At 62.5% G+C, this 14,435-nt stretch carries 14 protein-coding genes; 6 read left to right on the top strand and 8 right to left on the bottom strand.

Features of this window, described 5'->3' with window-relative positions:
• Window positions 1-2: 2 nt before the first annotated feature.
• Window positions 3-758 (bottom strand): SDR family NAD(P)-dependent oxidoreductase, encoded by a 756-nt coding sequence (locus J3P96_RS14460; protein ID WP_434568597.1) that lies wholly within the window; start codon window positions 756-758, stop codon window positions 3-5.
• The gene (locus J3P96_RS14455) at window positions 755-1,177 is read right to left on the bottom strand and encodes a nuclear transport factor 2 family protein (RefSeq protein ID WP_434651794.1); all 423 of its coding nucleotides are present in this window, start codon (window positions 1,175-1,177) and stop codon (window positions 755-757) included. Before J3P96_RS14455 ends, J3P96_RS14460 begins: the two co-directional genes overlap by 4 nt.
• Window positions 1,178-1,607: 430 nt before the next feature.
• On the opposite strand from J3P96_RS14455, the gene J3P96_RS14450 reads away from it, so the two are divergent.
• The 5 genes from J3P96_RS14450 (at window position 1,608) to J3P96_RS14430 (ending at window position 6,337) form a co-directional block, all read left to right on the top strand.
• On the top strand, window positions 1,608-2,912 hold the full coding sequence (locus J3P96_RS14450; RefSeq protein ID WP_434651791.1) for a flavin-containing monooxygenase: 1,305 nt from the start codon (window positions 1,608-1,610) through the stop codon (window positions 2,910-2,912).
• The gene (locus J3P96_RS14445; protein ID WP_003201555.1) at window positions 2,912-3,322 is read left to right on the top strand and encodes a RidA family protein; all 411 of its coding nucleotides are present in this window, start codon (window positions 2,912-2,914) and stop codon (window positions 3,320-3,322) included. The genes J3P96_RS14450 and J3P96_RS14445 overlap by 1 nt, the downstream gene beginning before the upstream one ends.
• Before the next feature lie 10 nt (window positions 3,323-3,332).
• Window positions 3,333-4,007, top strand: coding sequence for a DUF1028 domain-containing protein (locus tag J3P96_RS14440; protein WP_434651788.1), 675 nt, complete (start codon window positions 3,333-3,335; stop codon window positions 4,005-4,007).
• Entirely contained in the window at window positions 4,000-5,169 is a 1,170-nt protein-coding gene (argE, locus tag J3P96_RS14435; RefSeq protein ID WP_434651786.1) for an acetylornithine deacetylase, read from the top strand. Before J3P96_RS14440 ends, argE begins: the two co-directional genes overlap by 8 nt.
• A 127-nt stretch (window positions 5,170-5,296) precedes the next feature.
• Window positions 5,297-6,337, top strand: coding sequence for an ABC transporter substrate-binding protein (locus tag J3P96_RS14430; protein WP_434651783.1), 1,041 nt, complete (start codon window positions 5,297-5,299; stop codon window positions 6,335-6,337).
• A gap of 171 nt (window positions 6,338-6,508) precedes the next feature.
• On the opposite strand, the gene J3P96_RS14425 is transcribed toward J3P96_RS14430, so the two are convergent.
• The 6 genes from J3P96_RS14425 to J3P96_RS14400 all read right to left on the bottom strand — a co-directional run bounded on the left by J3P96_RS14425 (window position 6,509) and on the right by J3P96_RS14400 (window position 13,190).
• Window positions 6,509-7,420, bottom strand: coding sequence for a LysR family transcriptional regulator (locus J3P96_RS14425; RefSeq protein ID WP_434568588.1), 912 nt, complete (start codon window positions 7,418-7,420; stop codon window positions 6,509-6,511).
• 214 nt (window positions 7,421-7,634) lie between these two features.
• Window positions 7,635-8,837, bottom strand: a complete 1,203-nt coding sequence (locus tag J3P96_RS14420; protein ID WP_434651780.1) for an NAD(P)/FAD-dependent oxidoreductase — start codon at window positions 8,835-8,837, stop codon at window positions 7,635-7,637.
• Window positions 8,838-9,606: 769 nt separating this feature from the next.
• Window positions 9,607-9,981 (bottom strand): response regulator transcription factor, encoded by a 375-nt coding sequence (locus J3P96_RS14415; protein ID WP_434651778.1) that lies wholly within the window; start codon window positions 9,979-9,981, stop codon window positions 9,607-9,609.
• Between the two features lie 100 nt (window positions 9,982-10,081).
• Window positions 10,082-10,732 (bottom strand): response regulator transcription factor, encoded by a 651-nt coding sequence (locus J3P96_RS14410; protein WP_370870915.1) that lies wholly within the window; start codon window positions 10,730-10,732, stop codon window positions 10,082-10,084.
• Window positions 10,733-10,751: 19 nt separating this feature from the next.
• Entirely contained in the window at window positions 10,752-11,822 is a 1,071-nt protein-coding gene (locus J3P96_RS14405) for a sensor histidine kinase (RefSeq protein ID WP_434658178.1), read from the bottom strand.
• Window positions 11,823-12,170: 348 nt separating this feature from the next.
• Window positions 12,171-13,190, bottom strand: coding sequence for a GlxA family transcriptional regulator (locus J3P96_RS14400; protein ID WP_434651776.1), 1,020 nt, complete (start codon window positions 13,188-13,190; stop codon window positions 12,171-12,173).
• Between the two features lie 209 nt (window positions 13,191-13,399).
• Here J3P96_RS14400 and J3P96_RS14395 point away from each other — a divergent pair, with 209 nt between their 5' ends.
• Window positions 13,400-14,401: an ABC transporter substrate-binding protein gene (locus tag J3P96_RS14395; protein ID WP_434651774.1), complete on the top strand. Its 1,002-nt coding sequence runs from the start codon at window positions 13,400-13,402 to the stop codon at window positions 14,399-14,401.
• Window positions 14,402-14,435: the final 34 nt, after the last annotated feature.

Raw genomic sequence — 14,435 nt, 5'->3', positions numbered from 1 at the left:
CTTCAAGCCTCCCCGGATTTGCGCGCCAGGCGCCGGCCGAGCGCCAGCCGCCAGCGTGCGGGCAGATGCCCGAGCAGACGCATGACCACGATGAACAACCCCGGAAACGCGATTTCCAGAGGGCGGGCAGGCAGTCGCCGTGCGATGTGCCGGGCCGCGCGTTCGGCCGGCCAGCACATGGGCATCGCGAAGTCATTGCGCTGGGTCAGCGGCGTATCAACGAATCCGGGGCTGACCAGCGTGACGTCGATGCCCTCGTCGGCCAGGTCGATGCGCAACGATTCAAACAGGTAGCGCAACGCGGCCTTGGATGCGCCGTAGGCACCGGCGCGCGGCAGGGCCAGCCAGGTCACTGCGCTGCACACCGCGACCAGATGCGGGTTCTGGCCTCGACGCAACAAGGGCAGGGCGACGTCCAGGCAGTGGCAGGTGCCCAGCAGGTTGGTATTGAGCACCCGTTCCACCAGGCGCGCGTCGAAGTGTCCCGGCTCCAGGTATTCGCACGTGCCGGCGTTGAGAATCACCTGATCGAGGGCGCCCCATTCCCGGTCGATGTGCTGGATGATCGCGACTACCTGATCCCGGTCGGTCAAGTCGCCCGGGAGCACCAGGACCTGATCCTGATAACGCTCGGCCAATGCTTGCAGCGGGCCGGCTTGCCGCGCGCTCAACGCCAGGCGATGACCTTGTTCAAGCAACACCTTCGCCAGTTCTGCACCGATGCCGCTGCTGGCGCCGGTCAGCCAGATGCGGCTCATGCCAGCCTCCGCTTGAGCCAGCGAATGAGCGGCCCGAACACGGGCAAGTGCTCGTAGAGCAGGGCGCCGGCATCAAAGAAGTCCTGGTGCGAATAGACCCGATCATTCCAGCGCAGGTAGCTGCAGCCGGGCAATTCGACCGGCGCGCCGGCGTTCAAGCGTGGGTGCCGATAACGCAGGGTCCAGCGCAGGTAACCTTCGCCGGGAGCGGTTTCGTCATATCCATGGAAGTCGTAGTGCAGGTCGCTGACATTGGCGTAGAGCTGCGCGAAATATTCGCGCAGGGCAGGCAGGCCTTCGATCCGGTGCAACGGATCCTGGAACAGCACGTCGGCGCTGTAGAGCCTGTCGAGCTGGTCCAGGCGACTGGCGTCCAGCGCGGCGAAGGCGTGGGCGAAACCCTTGAGGAATGCGGACATGTCAGGCTCCGAAAGTTGTACATAATGTTGTTCATGTACAAGTTTTCGGAGCGTACTGCATGAGTTGTACGAGTTAAAGAGTTTTGTATAAGTATTTTACGATTTTGTACAATTTACTCGGGCGTGGCTGGATACCCAGCCGTTTCAACGCCAACACGAGAAATTTGAGATCAAGGCGTTTGCGGCTCGACCGGTCTGAATGCACCGTTAAAGCGCTTTTATCTGCCCGTTTTTGCCCGCGCCGCCCTTGCTTGGCGCAGTTTTTTGCCTGCCAGTTTTTTCCTTCCCAGCCGCAATAAAAAGCCTCGTTTCGCAAATCCCCACCTGCCAACACAATCGCCTCGACAGCTCGTTTCGAACAATAAGAAACCAGAACCCGAGGCGGCGCCATGCCGACCTGAACCAGACCCTCTGCCGGAAGTGCCCAGACATGCCCGTTGAAACCCTACTTATCGATACGCTTGTAATAGGCGCCGGCCAGGCCGGTGTCGCCATGAGTGAACATTTGAGCCGCCAGGGCGTGCCGCATCTGGTGGTGGAGCGCAACCGCATTGCCGAAGCCTGGCGCACGGCGCGCTGGGATTCGCTGGTTGCCAATGGCCCGGCCTGGCATGACCGCTTTCCAGGACTGGAATTCGAAGGGCTCGATCCGGACGCCTTTGCTTCCAAGGACCAGGTGGCCGAGTACTTCGAAGCCTATGCGCGCAAATTCGACGCACCGATCCGCACCGGCGTGGAGGTGCGCAGCGTCGAGCGCAATGCCGGTCGCCCGGGCTTCGCCATTGAAACGTCGGACGGCCGGATCGAGGCTACCAACGTGGTGGTCGCCACCGGGCCTTTTCAGCGGCCCGTCATCCCGCCCATCGCGCCTGACATGGCTACGGTGACGCAGATTCATTCGGCGCAATATCGCAACCCCGCGCAGTTGGCCGAAGGCGCCGTGCTGGTGGTCGGCGCCGGGTCGTCGGGGGTGCAGATCGCCGATGAATTGCAGCGCGCCGGCAAGCGGGTCTACCTCTCGGTGGGCGCCCATGATCGTCCGCCGCGGGCCTATCGCAACCGCGATTTCTGCTGGTGGCTGGGGGTGCTGGGCGAGTGGGACGCCGAAGCGGTCAAGCCGGGCAAGGAGCACGTGACCATCGCCGTGAGTGGCGCGCGGGGCGGGCACACCGTGGATTTCCGGCGGCTGGCCCATGAGGGCATCACGCTGGTGGGACTGACCCGGGCGTTCAACGGCAGCACGGTGAGTTTCGAACCCAACCTCAATGAAAACATTGCCCGTGGCGATGAAAACTACCTGGCATTGCTTGACGCCGCCGATGCCTACATCGCGCGCAACGGCCTGGATCTGCCGCCAGAGCCCGAGGCACGTCGGCTATTGCCCGACCCGGAATGCATGACCCAGCCGATCCTGGAACTGGATCTGACCGAGGCGGGCATCAGCACCATCATCTGGGCCACCGGGTATTCGGTGGATTACAGCTGGCTGAAAGTCGATGCGTTCAAAGCCAACGGCAAGCCACGGCATCAGCGCGGGGTCTGCAGCGAGCCGGACCTCTATTTTGTCGGCCTGCCATGGCTGTCGCGGCGGGGCTCGGCGTTCATCTGGGGCGTGTGGCACGACGCCCGGCACATCAGCGACCACATCATCAAGCAGCGCACGTATCTCGATTACCGGGATGCCTCCCAGCGCCAGTCGCAACCTTCGAAAACCAGCCTCATGGGAGTCCGTTGATGCCTACTCATACTCGCATCCGCATGTTCAACACCAAAGACACCTATCCGAACCAGACGCTGGACAACGACCTGTGCCAGGCGGTTCGCGCCGGCAATACCGTGTACGTGCGCGGTCAGGTCGGCACCGACTTCAACGGTCAACTGGTGGGCCTCGGCGACCCACGGGCCCAGGCCGAACAGGCCATGCGCAACGTCAAGCAACTGCTGGAGGAAGCCGGCAGCGACCTGAGCCATATCGTCAAGACCACCACCTACCTGATCGACCCGCGCTACCGCGAGCCGGTGTACCAGGAGGTCGGCAAATGGCTCAAGGGCGTGTTCCCGATTTCCACCGGGCTGGTGGTCAGCGCCCTCGGCCAGCCGCAGTGGCTGATGGAAATCGACGTGATTGCGGTCATTCCCGAATAAGGAGCACGACATGACGTTTTCCATCGTCGGACGCTGCGCCGAGACCGGCCAGCTGGGCATCGCCATCAGCTCATCGAGCATCGCCGTCGGCGCCCGTTGCCCCTGGCTGCGGGCCGGTGCTGGTGCCGTGTCGAGCCAGAACATCACCTTGCCGGCCCTGGGGCCGCTGATTCTTGATGAACTGGCCGCCGGCCAGGCGGCGCAAGAGGCGCTGGATCATGCCTTGGCGCGTAACGGCTACAGCGAATATCGCCAGGTCGCGGTGGTGGATGCCCAGGGACGTACGGCGGTCTTCAGCGGTCGCCACGCGTTGGGTGTTCATGGCGCCCAGCCAGGTGAGCAGTGTGTGGCGGCCGGCAATCTACTGGCGAGCGACGGAGTCATCGCGGCCATGATCGCGGCGTTCGAGCAGGGCGAGGGCAGTCTCGCGTCACGCCTGCTTGGGGCGTTGCAGGCTGGGCAGGCCGCAGGTGGGGAGGCCGGTGCGGTGCATTCGGCAGCGCTGTCGGTGGTGGATGACCTGACCTGGCCAATCGTCGATCTACGGGTGGACTGGGCCGACGAGAATCCCATCGGCGAACTGGAAAAACTCTGGCTCGCCTATCAACCGCAACTGCAGGACTACCTGACCCGCGCGCTCAACCCGACCCTGGCGCCGAGCTACGGGGTGCCAGGCGATGAGTGAGTTGCGCAGTCGCGCACTGCTCGCCGAGCTGGTGGGCTTTGCCACGGTCAGTCGTGATTCGAACCTGGCGCTGATCGAGTTCGTGGGCGATTACCTGCAAGGCCTGGGAGTAAGCAGCGAGCTGATCTACAACGCCGAGCGCACCAAGGCCAACCTGTTGGCAAGCATCGGCCCGTCGGTGCCTGGCGGTGTGGTGTTGTCCGGGCATACCGACGTAGTGCCGGTGGACGGCCAGGCCTGGACGGTTGATCCGTTCTGCCTGAGCGAGATGGACGGCAAGCTGTTCGGGCGCGGTACGGCGGACATGAAAGGCTACCTGGCCTCGGTGCTGGCGGCGGTGCCGACATTCCTGTCCAGCCCGCTCAGACGGCCGCTGCACCTGGCGTTTTCCTATGACGAAGAAGTTGGGTGCCTGGGCGTGCGCAGTCTGCTGGAGGTGCTGCCGCAACGCATCCCTCAGCCGGCCTTGTGCCTGATCGGTGAGCCCACCGAGCTGCAACCGGTGCTCGGTCATAAAGGCAAATTGGCGATGCGCTGCCACGTCCGAGGCGCACCGTGTCACTCGGCCTACGCGCCTTATGGGGTCAACGCCATCGAGCAGGCGGCGCGCCTGATCGGTCGCCTGGGAGAGATCGGTGCGGAGCTGGCCGAACCGTCGCGACACGATGGGCGCTTTGATCCGGCTTACTCGACCGTGCAGGTCGGCGTGATCCAGGGCGGGACCGCACTGAACATCGTTCCGGCCGACTGCCGCTTCGATTTCGAGGTGCGCGCCTTGCCGGATTTTGCCCCGCAGGGGGTGGTCGAGAAATTGCAGGATTACGCCGAACAGGCGCTGCTGCCGAGGATGCGCGCGGTTAGCGCCGACACCGCGATTCGTTTCGAACACCTGTCCGCCTACCCGGGCCTGGCGACTGCGCCGGACAGCGAAGCCGCGCGTCTCATAGCCCGGCTGTGCGGCAGCGAGGCCTTCGGCACCGTGGCGTTCGGCACCGAAGGTGGGCTGTTTGATCAGGCCGGTATCCCGACGGTGGTTTGCGGGCCCGGCAGCATGGACCAGGGGCACAAGCCCGACGAATACGTGAGCGTTGAGCAAATGGCTGCCTGCGACCGGTTGATGGACCGCCTGGCGAAGCATTTGAGCGAACCCGATGGCCTGTGACCGAAAAAAGGAGTCCAGGATGAACGATTTTGCTATCGCTGTAGACCGCACCGCCCGCGCTTACGGTCGCCTCTGAGCCCCATCGCCGGCTCGTGCGGGCGAGCCGGCATTTTCGAGGAACCGCTTCATGTCCATATCCTTGCGTTGCAACATTGCGTGTGCCCTGGCGTTGCTGAGCAGCAGCGTCCTGGCCGCGCCACCAAGCCTGACCGTGATCTCATTCGGCGGCGCCACCAAGTTGGCCCAGGACAAGGCCTACTTCCAACCTTTCAACGCCAGCGGTGCAGGAAACATCGTCGCCGGCGAATATAACGGCGAGCTGTCGAAGATCAAGGCGATGGTCGCGGCCGGGCACACCAGTTGGGATGTGGTCGAGGTGGAAAGTCCCGAGCTGCTGCGCGGTTGTGAGGAGGGTCTGTTCGAAAAACTCGACCCGGCGGCGATCGGAAAAGCTGCGGATTTTGTTCCGGGTGCGCTTACCGAATGCGGCGTGGCGACGTATGTCTGGTCGATGGTTCTGGCCTACGACCAGAGCAAACTCGCCAAGGCGCCCCAATCCTGGGCGGATTTCTGGAACGTGAGCGAGTACCCGGGTAAACGCGGATTGCGCAAGGGTGCCAAGTACACCCTGGAAATCGCCTTGCTGGCGGATGGCGTCAAGGCCGAGGATCTGTACAAGGTGCTGAACACGCCGGAAGGGGTGACACGTGCTTTCGCCGAGCTCGATCAGATCAAGCCGAACATCCAGTGGTGGGAGGCGGGTGCGCAGCCGGCGCAATGGCTGGTGGCCGGGGACGTTGCCATGAGCGCCGCCTACAACGGGCGCATCGCCTCGGCGCAGAAGGAAGGCATGAAACTGAGCATCGTCTGGCCACAAAGCCTGTATGACCCAGAGTACTGGGCGGTGGTCAAAGGTACGCCGAACAAGGCCCTGGCGGAGAAATTCATTGCCTTTGCCAGCCAGCCGCAGACGCAGAAAGTCTTCTCGGAAAACATTCCCTACGGACCGGTGCATCGCCAGACGCTGGCCTTGCTGCCCGCCGAAATACGCGAGCAACTGCCCACCGCCGAGGCCAACCTGGCGCAAGCGCGAGCGGTGGATGCCGAGTTCTGGGTGGACCATGGTGAAGAGCTTGAGCAGCGCTTCAATGCCTGGGCGGCTCGCTAGGCACTGAAACCCCTGGCGAACCGCTCTTGTGGCGAGGGAGCTTGCTCCCGCTGGGGTGCGCAGCAGCCCCTTTGTTTGAGCCTGTGGTGTAACAGGGTGGACCCTGTCAGGCTTTTTTGGGGCTGCTGCGCAGCCCAGCGGGAGCAAGCTCCCTCGCCACGCAAGGGTGGGCTATGCCAGCCACTCGCCGAACTGCTCCTTGCAATAATCCACGAACAGCTGCGCCGGCTTGGTCAAGTGCGCGCGCTTGAGCCAGCCGGCCACCAGCGCTGAACCTGTCACGTCTTCGGCGATGTTGACGCACACCACTCGCTGCCCGTCGTAGGTGCAGCTCGATTGCGGTCGCGTGACCAGCACGGCGAAGCCGAATCCCTGGCCGACCATGCCGCGCACCATCTCGATGGAGGGCGAACTGAAGACAATGTTCGGCGTCAGGCCCAGTTCTTCGAAGATACTCACGAAATAGGTCCGGCTGGGCTGCACGTCCAACAGGATCATCGGTTCGAGCGCCAGGTCCCGCAACGACACCTGGCCTTGATCGGCGAAGCGATGCCCCTCCGGCAGCAACGCATAGGGCCGCTGCGGCGCGGTGAGCGCTTCGGTTTCGATGGTGCTGTCGAGATCGTGCTCATAAAAAATCGCCAGGTCGAAACGTCCCCCCGTCAGGCCCTGGACCAGCTCCTGCTGTTCGCCATCCTGTACGCGGATTTCCACCCCGGGAAAACGCTCTCGGAACCCGGCGATCAGCCGTGGCAAGTAGAGCGGGGCGACGGTCTCGAAGCAGCCGATGTCGATCTGCCCGCTGACCACATCGTTGTCCGCCAGCGCGTTCTGTTCGAACTCCCGGGCCATGCGCAGCAGTTCCTGGGCCTTGCGATAGAAACGCGCACCGGCGGGCGTCAGTGATACGCCCTGGGCGTGATGGCGTATCAGCAATTGCACGCCGAAACTGTCCTCCAGGCCTTTTACCGCCGTGGCAATCGATGGCTGGGCGATGTACAGCTTGCGCGAGGCTTCGGCGACGCTGCCGCATTCCACGGTGGTCACGAAGTACTTCAACTGACGCAGGGAGTAGGACGCCACGACACACCTCGATCCGGATTTTTGCCTACCTTACCGTGTGTCGCTCATGCAGGGCGATGGACGTTGCAACGGATTTTGCTGGGCAGTGGCGATATGCAGGCTGGCTTGCCGCGCGGGTAGAAAAAACGCCCGCCGAAACAAACTTGGCAGGCGTCTGGGAAAGACCGGCGCAGAAGGACTGGCCGGGCCGGGCGCGTGAATCAGGCGAGAGGAATCAGGCTACGGGAATCAATGGATCGGCTGCGGCCAGGGCGGTTGCCCGATCGGCGGCGGGCGGGTAGATCCAGACCGAATTGATCTGGGTCTTGAGCTCCTTGGCTTCCTCGCCAACCAATTTGAGCTGGCGGTCCCAACCTTCGGTGTACACCGCGCCCCAGGCGCCCAGGTCCAGGCACGTCACGTACTTGGGCTGGCTGTAGGTCATCGGCGCGACGCCGAGCAGGTCGGCGGCAACGTTGTTGCCCGCATAACGACCCAGGGCGATGGCATGCTGGCAGGACATGACCGCGTAGTTGCCCAAGTCGTCGGTGGCGGCATAGGTCACGTCGCCGCTGGCGTAGATATCGTTCTGCCCGAGCACCTTCAAATGCCCGTCGACATGCAGCCGGCCCTGGCGGTCGCGGGTTGCGGGCACCTGTTCGGTGAGAGGGCTCGCGCGAAAGCCTACGGTCCAGATAACGGTGCTGGACTCGATGCGCTGGCCATCCGAGAGGGTGACACCGCCGGCATCCACCGATTCGACCGAGGCATTGAGGATCCACTCGATGCCCAGGTGCTCGGACGCTTCGATGATCGAAGGGCTGATTCCCTCACCCAGTGCCGCACCGATTTTCGGGCCGCGGTCGACCACGATCACGCGGACATCGGCATCGCTGCCGAGGACGGCGCGCAGGCGGGCGGGCATTTCGGTGGCGGTTTCGATGCCGGTGAAACCACCGCCTGCGACGACGACGGTATTGCGTGCGGGACTGTCCGGCAGGTTCCCGAGCGAATTGAGGTGGGCTTCGAGGCGTGTTGCCTGTTCGATCTCATCGACATCGAACGCGTGTTCAAGCATGCCTTGCAGGTCAGGGCGAACCAGCTTGCTGCCCGCTGCCAGTACCAGTCGGTCGTAGCCCAGCGTCGCGAGGCTGCCGGACACGTCGCGGTAGCTGATCTGCTTGCGGCTGACATCGATGTTCTCGGCCACGCCCTGGACGAAGTTCACGCCGACCGCATCGAACAGCGCGCCCAACGGCGCCATCATGGTATGGACGTTCGGCTCGTAGAACCGCGGGCGGATACGCAGTTCCGCCTGGGGGGCCAGGACGCTGATCTGTACGTCGTTGCGATCATGCTGGTCGAGCAGGCGGGCGGCGCTGAGTGCGCTCCATACACCGCCGAAACCGGCGCCGACAATCAAGATGTGCTGTTTCATGATGAGCTCCCGAAGGCGAAAATCGATACGTTGAATTGTTGAGTTTTCAGCGTGACCGTGTTGCGAGGTACCCGAAGGTGTGGGGCCTGATGGTTGAAATCATCGGGCGTATTCAGCTTCGGTTCGCTGTGGGAGATGGTAGGGGGTGGATTTGGGTTAGACACTTCTACATAGGGTCAGTGGGGGTATGCGTGGGTGTGAGGGGGGTATACGGAGGTATGTGTGCATATCCGTTCCTGCAGTCGCGGCCACTTAGGGTTCCGCCCTTACGGCGGCTCACTTTTGAGAAGCGCAAAAGTAAGCAAAACGCTCTTGCCCCACCACTCGGTGCCTCGCCTAGGCTCGGCATGCCCTCACTCCGGCATTGCTCCGTGGGCCGCCGCGAAGGGCCATCCATGGCCCAGCGCGGCTAACCCGGCATCCATGCCGGGTTGCCCACTGCGCAATGCCTGCGTTCGGCCAGCGTGGTTAATGGGGCGCTGAGATCAAAGTCAAAAGCAGAGCAAGAGCAAGAGCAAGAGCAAGAGCAAGAGCAAGAGCGGGGCACATGCTGGCAGTTATGCAACTGACCCATCGCCTTCGCGAGCAGGCTCGCTCCCACATTGGATTTTCGACAAACACAGATTTCATGTCCCACATTGGATTTTTGGCAAACGCTGATTCATGGCATACAGAAAACCCCGGTGGGAGCGAGCCTGCTCGCGAAGGGGCCAGCCCATCCAACACTTCATTGGCTGACCTACTGCCATCGCGGGATATACACACCAATCTAAACCGACCGTTCAAGAATCGACTCGATGCAAGCAACCAACTCCCCACACCTGAACGGCTTGGGGAAAACCGCCACGGGACCGCAACCCCCCGGTATGGCCAGCGCGGGCACAACAGGCAGGCCCGTGATGAAAACAAGCGGAATGTCGATCCCTCGGGCATAGAGCTCATCGCACAACTGAATGCCCGTCATGCCCGGCATTTGTATGTCCGACAGCACGCATGCGGTGTGTTCAAACCCGGCTGAAGACAGGAAGGCGACGGCACTGGCATAAGTCCTGACGCGATACCCGTGAGAGCGCAGCAAACCATCCAATGCAACTCGAACCGAGTCATCGTCATCGATAACAGAAATTAGTGCAGTGTCGGACATTTCGAAACCTGGCAGTAATATCAGGTCGCTATTAAAGCGCCCCTATCACTGCAAGATACGCGGTCCAAAAGCCGCGCCTAGTATACGTGGGTATGAACTTTCAACGATCGCGGCCCGGTTCCAGGGCCTGGGCCATGCGCACCAGGTCGGCAAACGAACGCGCAGCCATCTTGCGCATGGCCTGGCCTCGGTGGATCTTGACGGTGATCTCGCTCAGGCCTATTTGCCCGGCGATCTGTTTGTTCATCAGGCCCGACGCTGCCAGTGCCATCACCTGGCGCTCCCGGGCGGTCAACGTGGCGTAACGGTCCTGAAGCGCCTGCTGGCCACGCTCGGCTTCGCGGCGCAGTCGGTCGCGCTGATGGGCAGCGGACACCGCATCGATCAGGTCCTGTTCGCGAAACGGCTTGGTCAGGAAATCCACCGCGCCAGCCTTCATGGCCCGCACGGTCATGGCAATGTCGCCATACCCGGTCATGAATACGATCGGCAGATGAATTCCGGCATTCGCCAACTGCTGTTGGAAGTCCAGTCCGCTGGTGCCGCGAAGGCGCACATCGAGCAACAGGCAACTGGGTGCGTCGGGACGTGGATGGCCCATGAAGTCCGTCACCGAGTCGAACAGTTCGACCAACAGGCCAATGGAACGCAGCAGACTGCGAAGGGCTTCGCGTAACGATGCGTCGTCGTCGACCACGTAGACAATCGGTTCATGGGCGAGGGCAGGGGGCATGGCGTGGCTTGGGTTCATGGCAGGAGTCCGCAACAAGTCAGGCTTTGGCTAACAACGGCAACGAAAAGGTAAACGAGGTGCCTTGGCCTGCCTCGCTGGTAGCCCAGATCCTGCCGTCATGGAAATCGATGATCGAGCGACAGATCGACAGGCCTATGCCAAGGCCGTTTTCCCTGGTGGTAAAAAACGGGTTGAACAATGAGGGCAGTGTCTCGGCCGTGATGCCGATTCCCCGGTCCGTCACCGCCAGCAGCACGTCGTGCGCGTGCGTCCAGGTGCGCACATAAAGGATTCGGCCGCGCACCGGGAGCGTTTCCATGGCGTGGCAAGCGTTGGAGACCAGGTTGATGATCACCTGCTGCAGCTGGACCCGATCGGCGTCGACCAGGCTTGCCGCCGTCAGGTCTACCTTCAGGCTGACTTGGTGCTGAGCCAGCTGGTGGCGCACCAGATCCAGTGTTTCGCTGACGATTTCGTCCAGTCGTTCGGGCCGACGCAGAGGGTCGCATTTGCGCGCCATCGCCCGGGTCCGATTGATGACTTCACTGGCGCGGCACGCGTTGGCGACGATCCGGTCCAGCGAGTCGAGGGCCTCCTTGAGGTCGGGCACCGGACGGTCCAGCCAGCGGCGACAGGCTTCGCCGCTGCTGGTAATGGCCGTCAACGGCTGGTTCACTTCATGGGCGATGGAGGCGGCCATTTCCCCCAGGGACGTCAGCCGCGTGGCATGGGCCAACTGCGCCTGGGCTTCGATCAGGTAGGCCTGGTTATGCCGCAGGCGGTCCGAGGCATGCTTGCTGCGCAGTGCGAGAAACGCGATGGCTGACAGGGCCGTCAGGCAACGGAAGAACCCGGTGATCGATTCCCAGCGGTGGTAACCGCCGTTGTACAGGAACATCGCCGTCAGCAGGAACATGCACAGCAGCGCAACGGTGATCACCAGGTTGATTGAAAACAGGTTGGCCGCCATCAGCAGCAAGGTGATGTACAGCAGCGTCGGTGCCAGGTCGGAATGGGTTTCGGAATTGATGATGACAATCCCGCAGGCCACGACCAGACCAACCGCCCAGCCCAGGGCGTTGACCAGCGGATGAGGGCTGATGCCCATTGAAGGCCCAGGCGCCTTCGGCGACGGGTGATACCGAAGGCTGTCGTAGATGCTTTTGAACATCATGGCGGGTGTGGGCACGCTGCAACCTTTCTTTTGTCTTGTCGGTCCGGTCCCGGTGGCGGTGGACACGGGGGCATCGTCTTGAATCTTAAAAGCTGCCCCTCGCCTCGGGGTAGGACATAAAACCCTGAAATCCTGCCAGACCGGGCACTCGTCCTGAGGCACTTCCCATAATGACCCGGGAGAACGCTGGCTCCGTTCACGCTGCTGTGCGTTCATCGGTGAGCAGGCCGAAGCACAGGCTCAAGCCAGGCGCGTAGCCTGACGCGACAGCGCGGTTCAAGCTCAGCGGGAGAACCGGTTGCGATAGTCCCGTGGCGAAATCGAGAGGTGGCGTTGGAAGGTGTAGCGCATCCGTTCCTCGTCGCCGAAACCGCACGAACGGGCAATCTGATCGATGTTGCGCTCGGAGTCCTCCAGCAGTCGTCTGGCCGCTTCGAGCCGGAACATCTCGACGGCCTTGGCCGGGGTGCGTCCGGTCTGGCGCTTGTAGACCCGGGCGAAGTTGCGCGGGCTCATGCGCGCTTGCCGGGCCAGGCGCTCGATGCTCAGGTCGGCCTCATCCAGGTGTTCGGCGAGCCAGGCGTGCAGTTCATCGAATCCGGCGCTGTCCTGGGTCTGTGCCAGCAGCAACTGGCTGAACTGCGCCTGCCCACCGGGGCGCTTGAGAAACACCACCAGTTCCCGGGCCACTTGCAGCGCGACATCGCGACCACAATCGGCTTCCACCAAGGCCAGGGCCATGTCGATGCCGGCGCTGACGCCCGCCGAGGTCCAGACGCTGTCCTGCTGGATAAAAATCGCGTCGAGGTCCACTTCGATCAAGGGGAAGCCACTCTTGAGCATTTCGCACATGGCCCAATGCGTGGCGGCGCGGCGGCCGTCGAGCAAGCCGGCCTGGGCCATGAGGAAGGTCCCGCTGCACACCGAAGCAGTGCGGCGGGCCTTGGTCGAGGCCGCGCGCAGCCAGTCCACCAGCTCGACGCAGTCGATCATCGCCTGACGGATGTTCGGCGCGCCAGGCACGATCAGCGTGTCGATGACGGCGTTGTCGAACTCGCCCAGGGCGCAGGTTTGCACGACCAGCCCTTCGGCGGTCTGCATCAGACCGCCTTCAAGGCTGGCGGTGTGCATCCGGTAGCCGGGCAAGCCACGTTCGGTCATGGCTTTGGTGGCCGCCCAGAACACCGTCTGGGCGCCGGTCAGGTCGAGCAGGCCCATCTGCGGATAGGCGAGGAACACCAGCGCGCGCGGTTGGGATACGGACTCGGCGGCAATGCGGATGTCACAGGTCATCTCGTTCATGGTCGCGCGGCTCGTTTCAAGAATGGGCGGGTTCGGAGGGGGCAGCGGCTGCGCCTCCGTGTCCCTGGGTGATTAATCCTCCGCCCGGACAATGTCAAGTCGGCCGCGTTGAATCTTCAGGTGCTATCTTTATGCGATACAGGTATTTAAATTTTATTTTTTATAGCTTTAAAGTCGGTGCCTGAATTTATCCATAAGAGGCCACGGCCATGGCGTTCAAGCGTCCCGTATTTTTTCTTTCCCTGGCGGCGAGCCTGCTAATCGGGCCGCTGGCCCATGCCGAAGGCAAGATCAGCATCGCCCAGCAATTCGGCATCGGTTATCTGATCCTGGACGTCGTGCGTGACCAGCAGCTCATCGAGAAACATGGCAAGGCCCAGGGCCTGGATATCAAGGTGGACTGGAACAGCATCTCCGGCGCCACCGCCATGAACGAAGCGTTGCTCACCGGCGCCCTCGACGTGGTGTCGGCCGGGGTGCCGCCGATGCTGACGATCTGGGATCGGACCCGGGGCAAGCAGAACGTCAAGGCCATTGCTTCGCTGGGCTCGATGCCCAACTACCTGTTGACCAACAACCCCGGGATCAAGACGCTCAAGGACTTCACCGACAAGGACCGGATCGCGGTCCCGGCGGCGGGTGTCGGCTTCCAGTCGCGCACATTGCAGATCGAGACGGCCAAGGTGTTCGGCAACGAGCGCTACAAGAAATTCGACGACATCTCGGTCAGCCTCCCGCACCCGGACGCAACGGCCGCGTTGATCGCGGGCAAGTCGGAAATCAATTCGCACTTTTCCAGCCCGCCGTTCCAGTACCAGGCGTTGCAGAACCCCAACGTGCACAAAGTCCTCAGCTCCTATGACGTGCTCGGCGGGCCGGCCACGTTCAACGTGCTCTACACCACGGAGAAATTCCACGACGAAAACCCGAAGACCTACAAGGCGTTCTACGCCGCGCTGGTCGAAGCCCAGAACATCATCAAGGCCGATAAACCTGCCGCCGCCCAGACGTACATCCGGGTAGAGCAATCCAAGCTGCCATTGCCCCTGGTGGAGAAGATCGTCAGCGACCCGGAAATCGATTTCACCGTGGTCCCGCAACGCACCTATATCTACGCCGACAAACTGCATGAGCTGGGTGTATTGAAGAACAAGGCCGACAGCTGGAAGGACTACTTCTTTGAAGAAGCCCACGGCGGCGCAGGCAGCTGACTAGCCGTTTTCGGCACAATCGAGCGAGTCACCC

Source organism: Pseudomonas sp. R3-56, assembly GCF_051132075.1.
Lineage (GTDB): Bacteria > Pseudomonadota > Gammaproteobacteria > Pseudomonadales > Pseudomonadaceae > Aquipseudomonas.
This window is presented reverse-complemented; position numbering and strand designations above follow the sequence as displayed.

Bases quoted from the DNA above. Each gene is read 5' to 3' on its own strand.
- J3P96_RS14460 (WP_434568597.1), bottom strand. From the start codon at position 758: ATGAGCCGCATCTGGCTGACCGGCGCCAGCAGCGGCATCGGTGCAGAA.
- J3P96_RS14455 (WP_434651794.1), bottom strand. From the start codon at position 1,177: ATGTCCGCATTCCTCAAGGGTTTCGCCCACGCCTTCGCCGCGCTGGAC.
- J3P96_RS14450 (WP_434651791.1), top strand. From the start codon at position 1,608: ATGCCCGTTGAAACCCTACTTATCGATACGCTTGTAATAGGCGCCGGC.
- J3P96_RS14445 (WP_003201555.1), top strand. From the start codon at position 2,912: ATGCCTACTCATACTCGCATCCGCATGTTCAACACCAAAGACACCTAT.
- J3P96_RS14440 (WP_434651788.1), top strand. From the start codon at position 3,333: ATGACGTTTTCCATCGTCGGACGCTGCGCCGAGACCGGCCAGCTGGGC.
- argE (WP_434651786.1), top strand. From the start codon at position 4,000: ATGAGTGAGTTGCGCAGTCGCGCACTGCTCGCCGAGCTGGTGGGCTTT.
- J3P96_RS14430 (WP_434651783.1), top strand. From the start codon at position 5,297: ATGTCCATATCCTTGCGTTGCAACATTGCGTGTGCCCTGGCGTTGCTG.
- J3P96_RS14420 (WP_434651780.1), bottom strand. From the start codon at position 8,837: ATGAAACAGCACATCTTGATTGTCGGCGCCGGTTTCGGCGGTGTATGG.
- J3P96_RS14415 (WP_434651778.1), bottom strand. From the start codon at position 9,981: ATGTCCGACACTGCACTAATTTCTGTTATCGATGACGATGACTCGGTT.
- J3P96_RS14410 (WP_370870915.1), bottom strand. From the start codon at position 10,732: ATGAACCCAAGCCACGCCATGCCCCCTGCCCTCGCCCATGAACCGATT.
- J3P96_RS14405 (WP_434658178.1), bottom strand. From the start codon at position 11,822: ATGGGCATCAGCCCTCATCCGCTGGTCAACGCCCTGGGCTGGGCGGTT.
- J3P96_RS14400 (WP_434651776.1), bottom strand. From the start codon at position 13,190: ATGAACGAGATGACCTGTGACATCCGCATTGCCGCCGAGTCCGTATCC.
- J3P96_RS14395 (WP_434651774.1), top strand. From the start codon at position 13,400: ATGGCGTTCAAGCGTCCCGTATTTTTTCTTTCCCTGGCGGCGAGCCTG.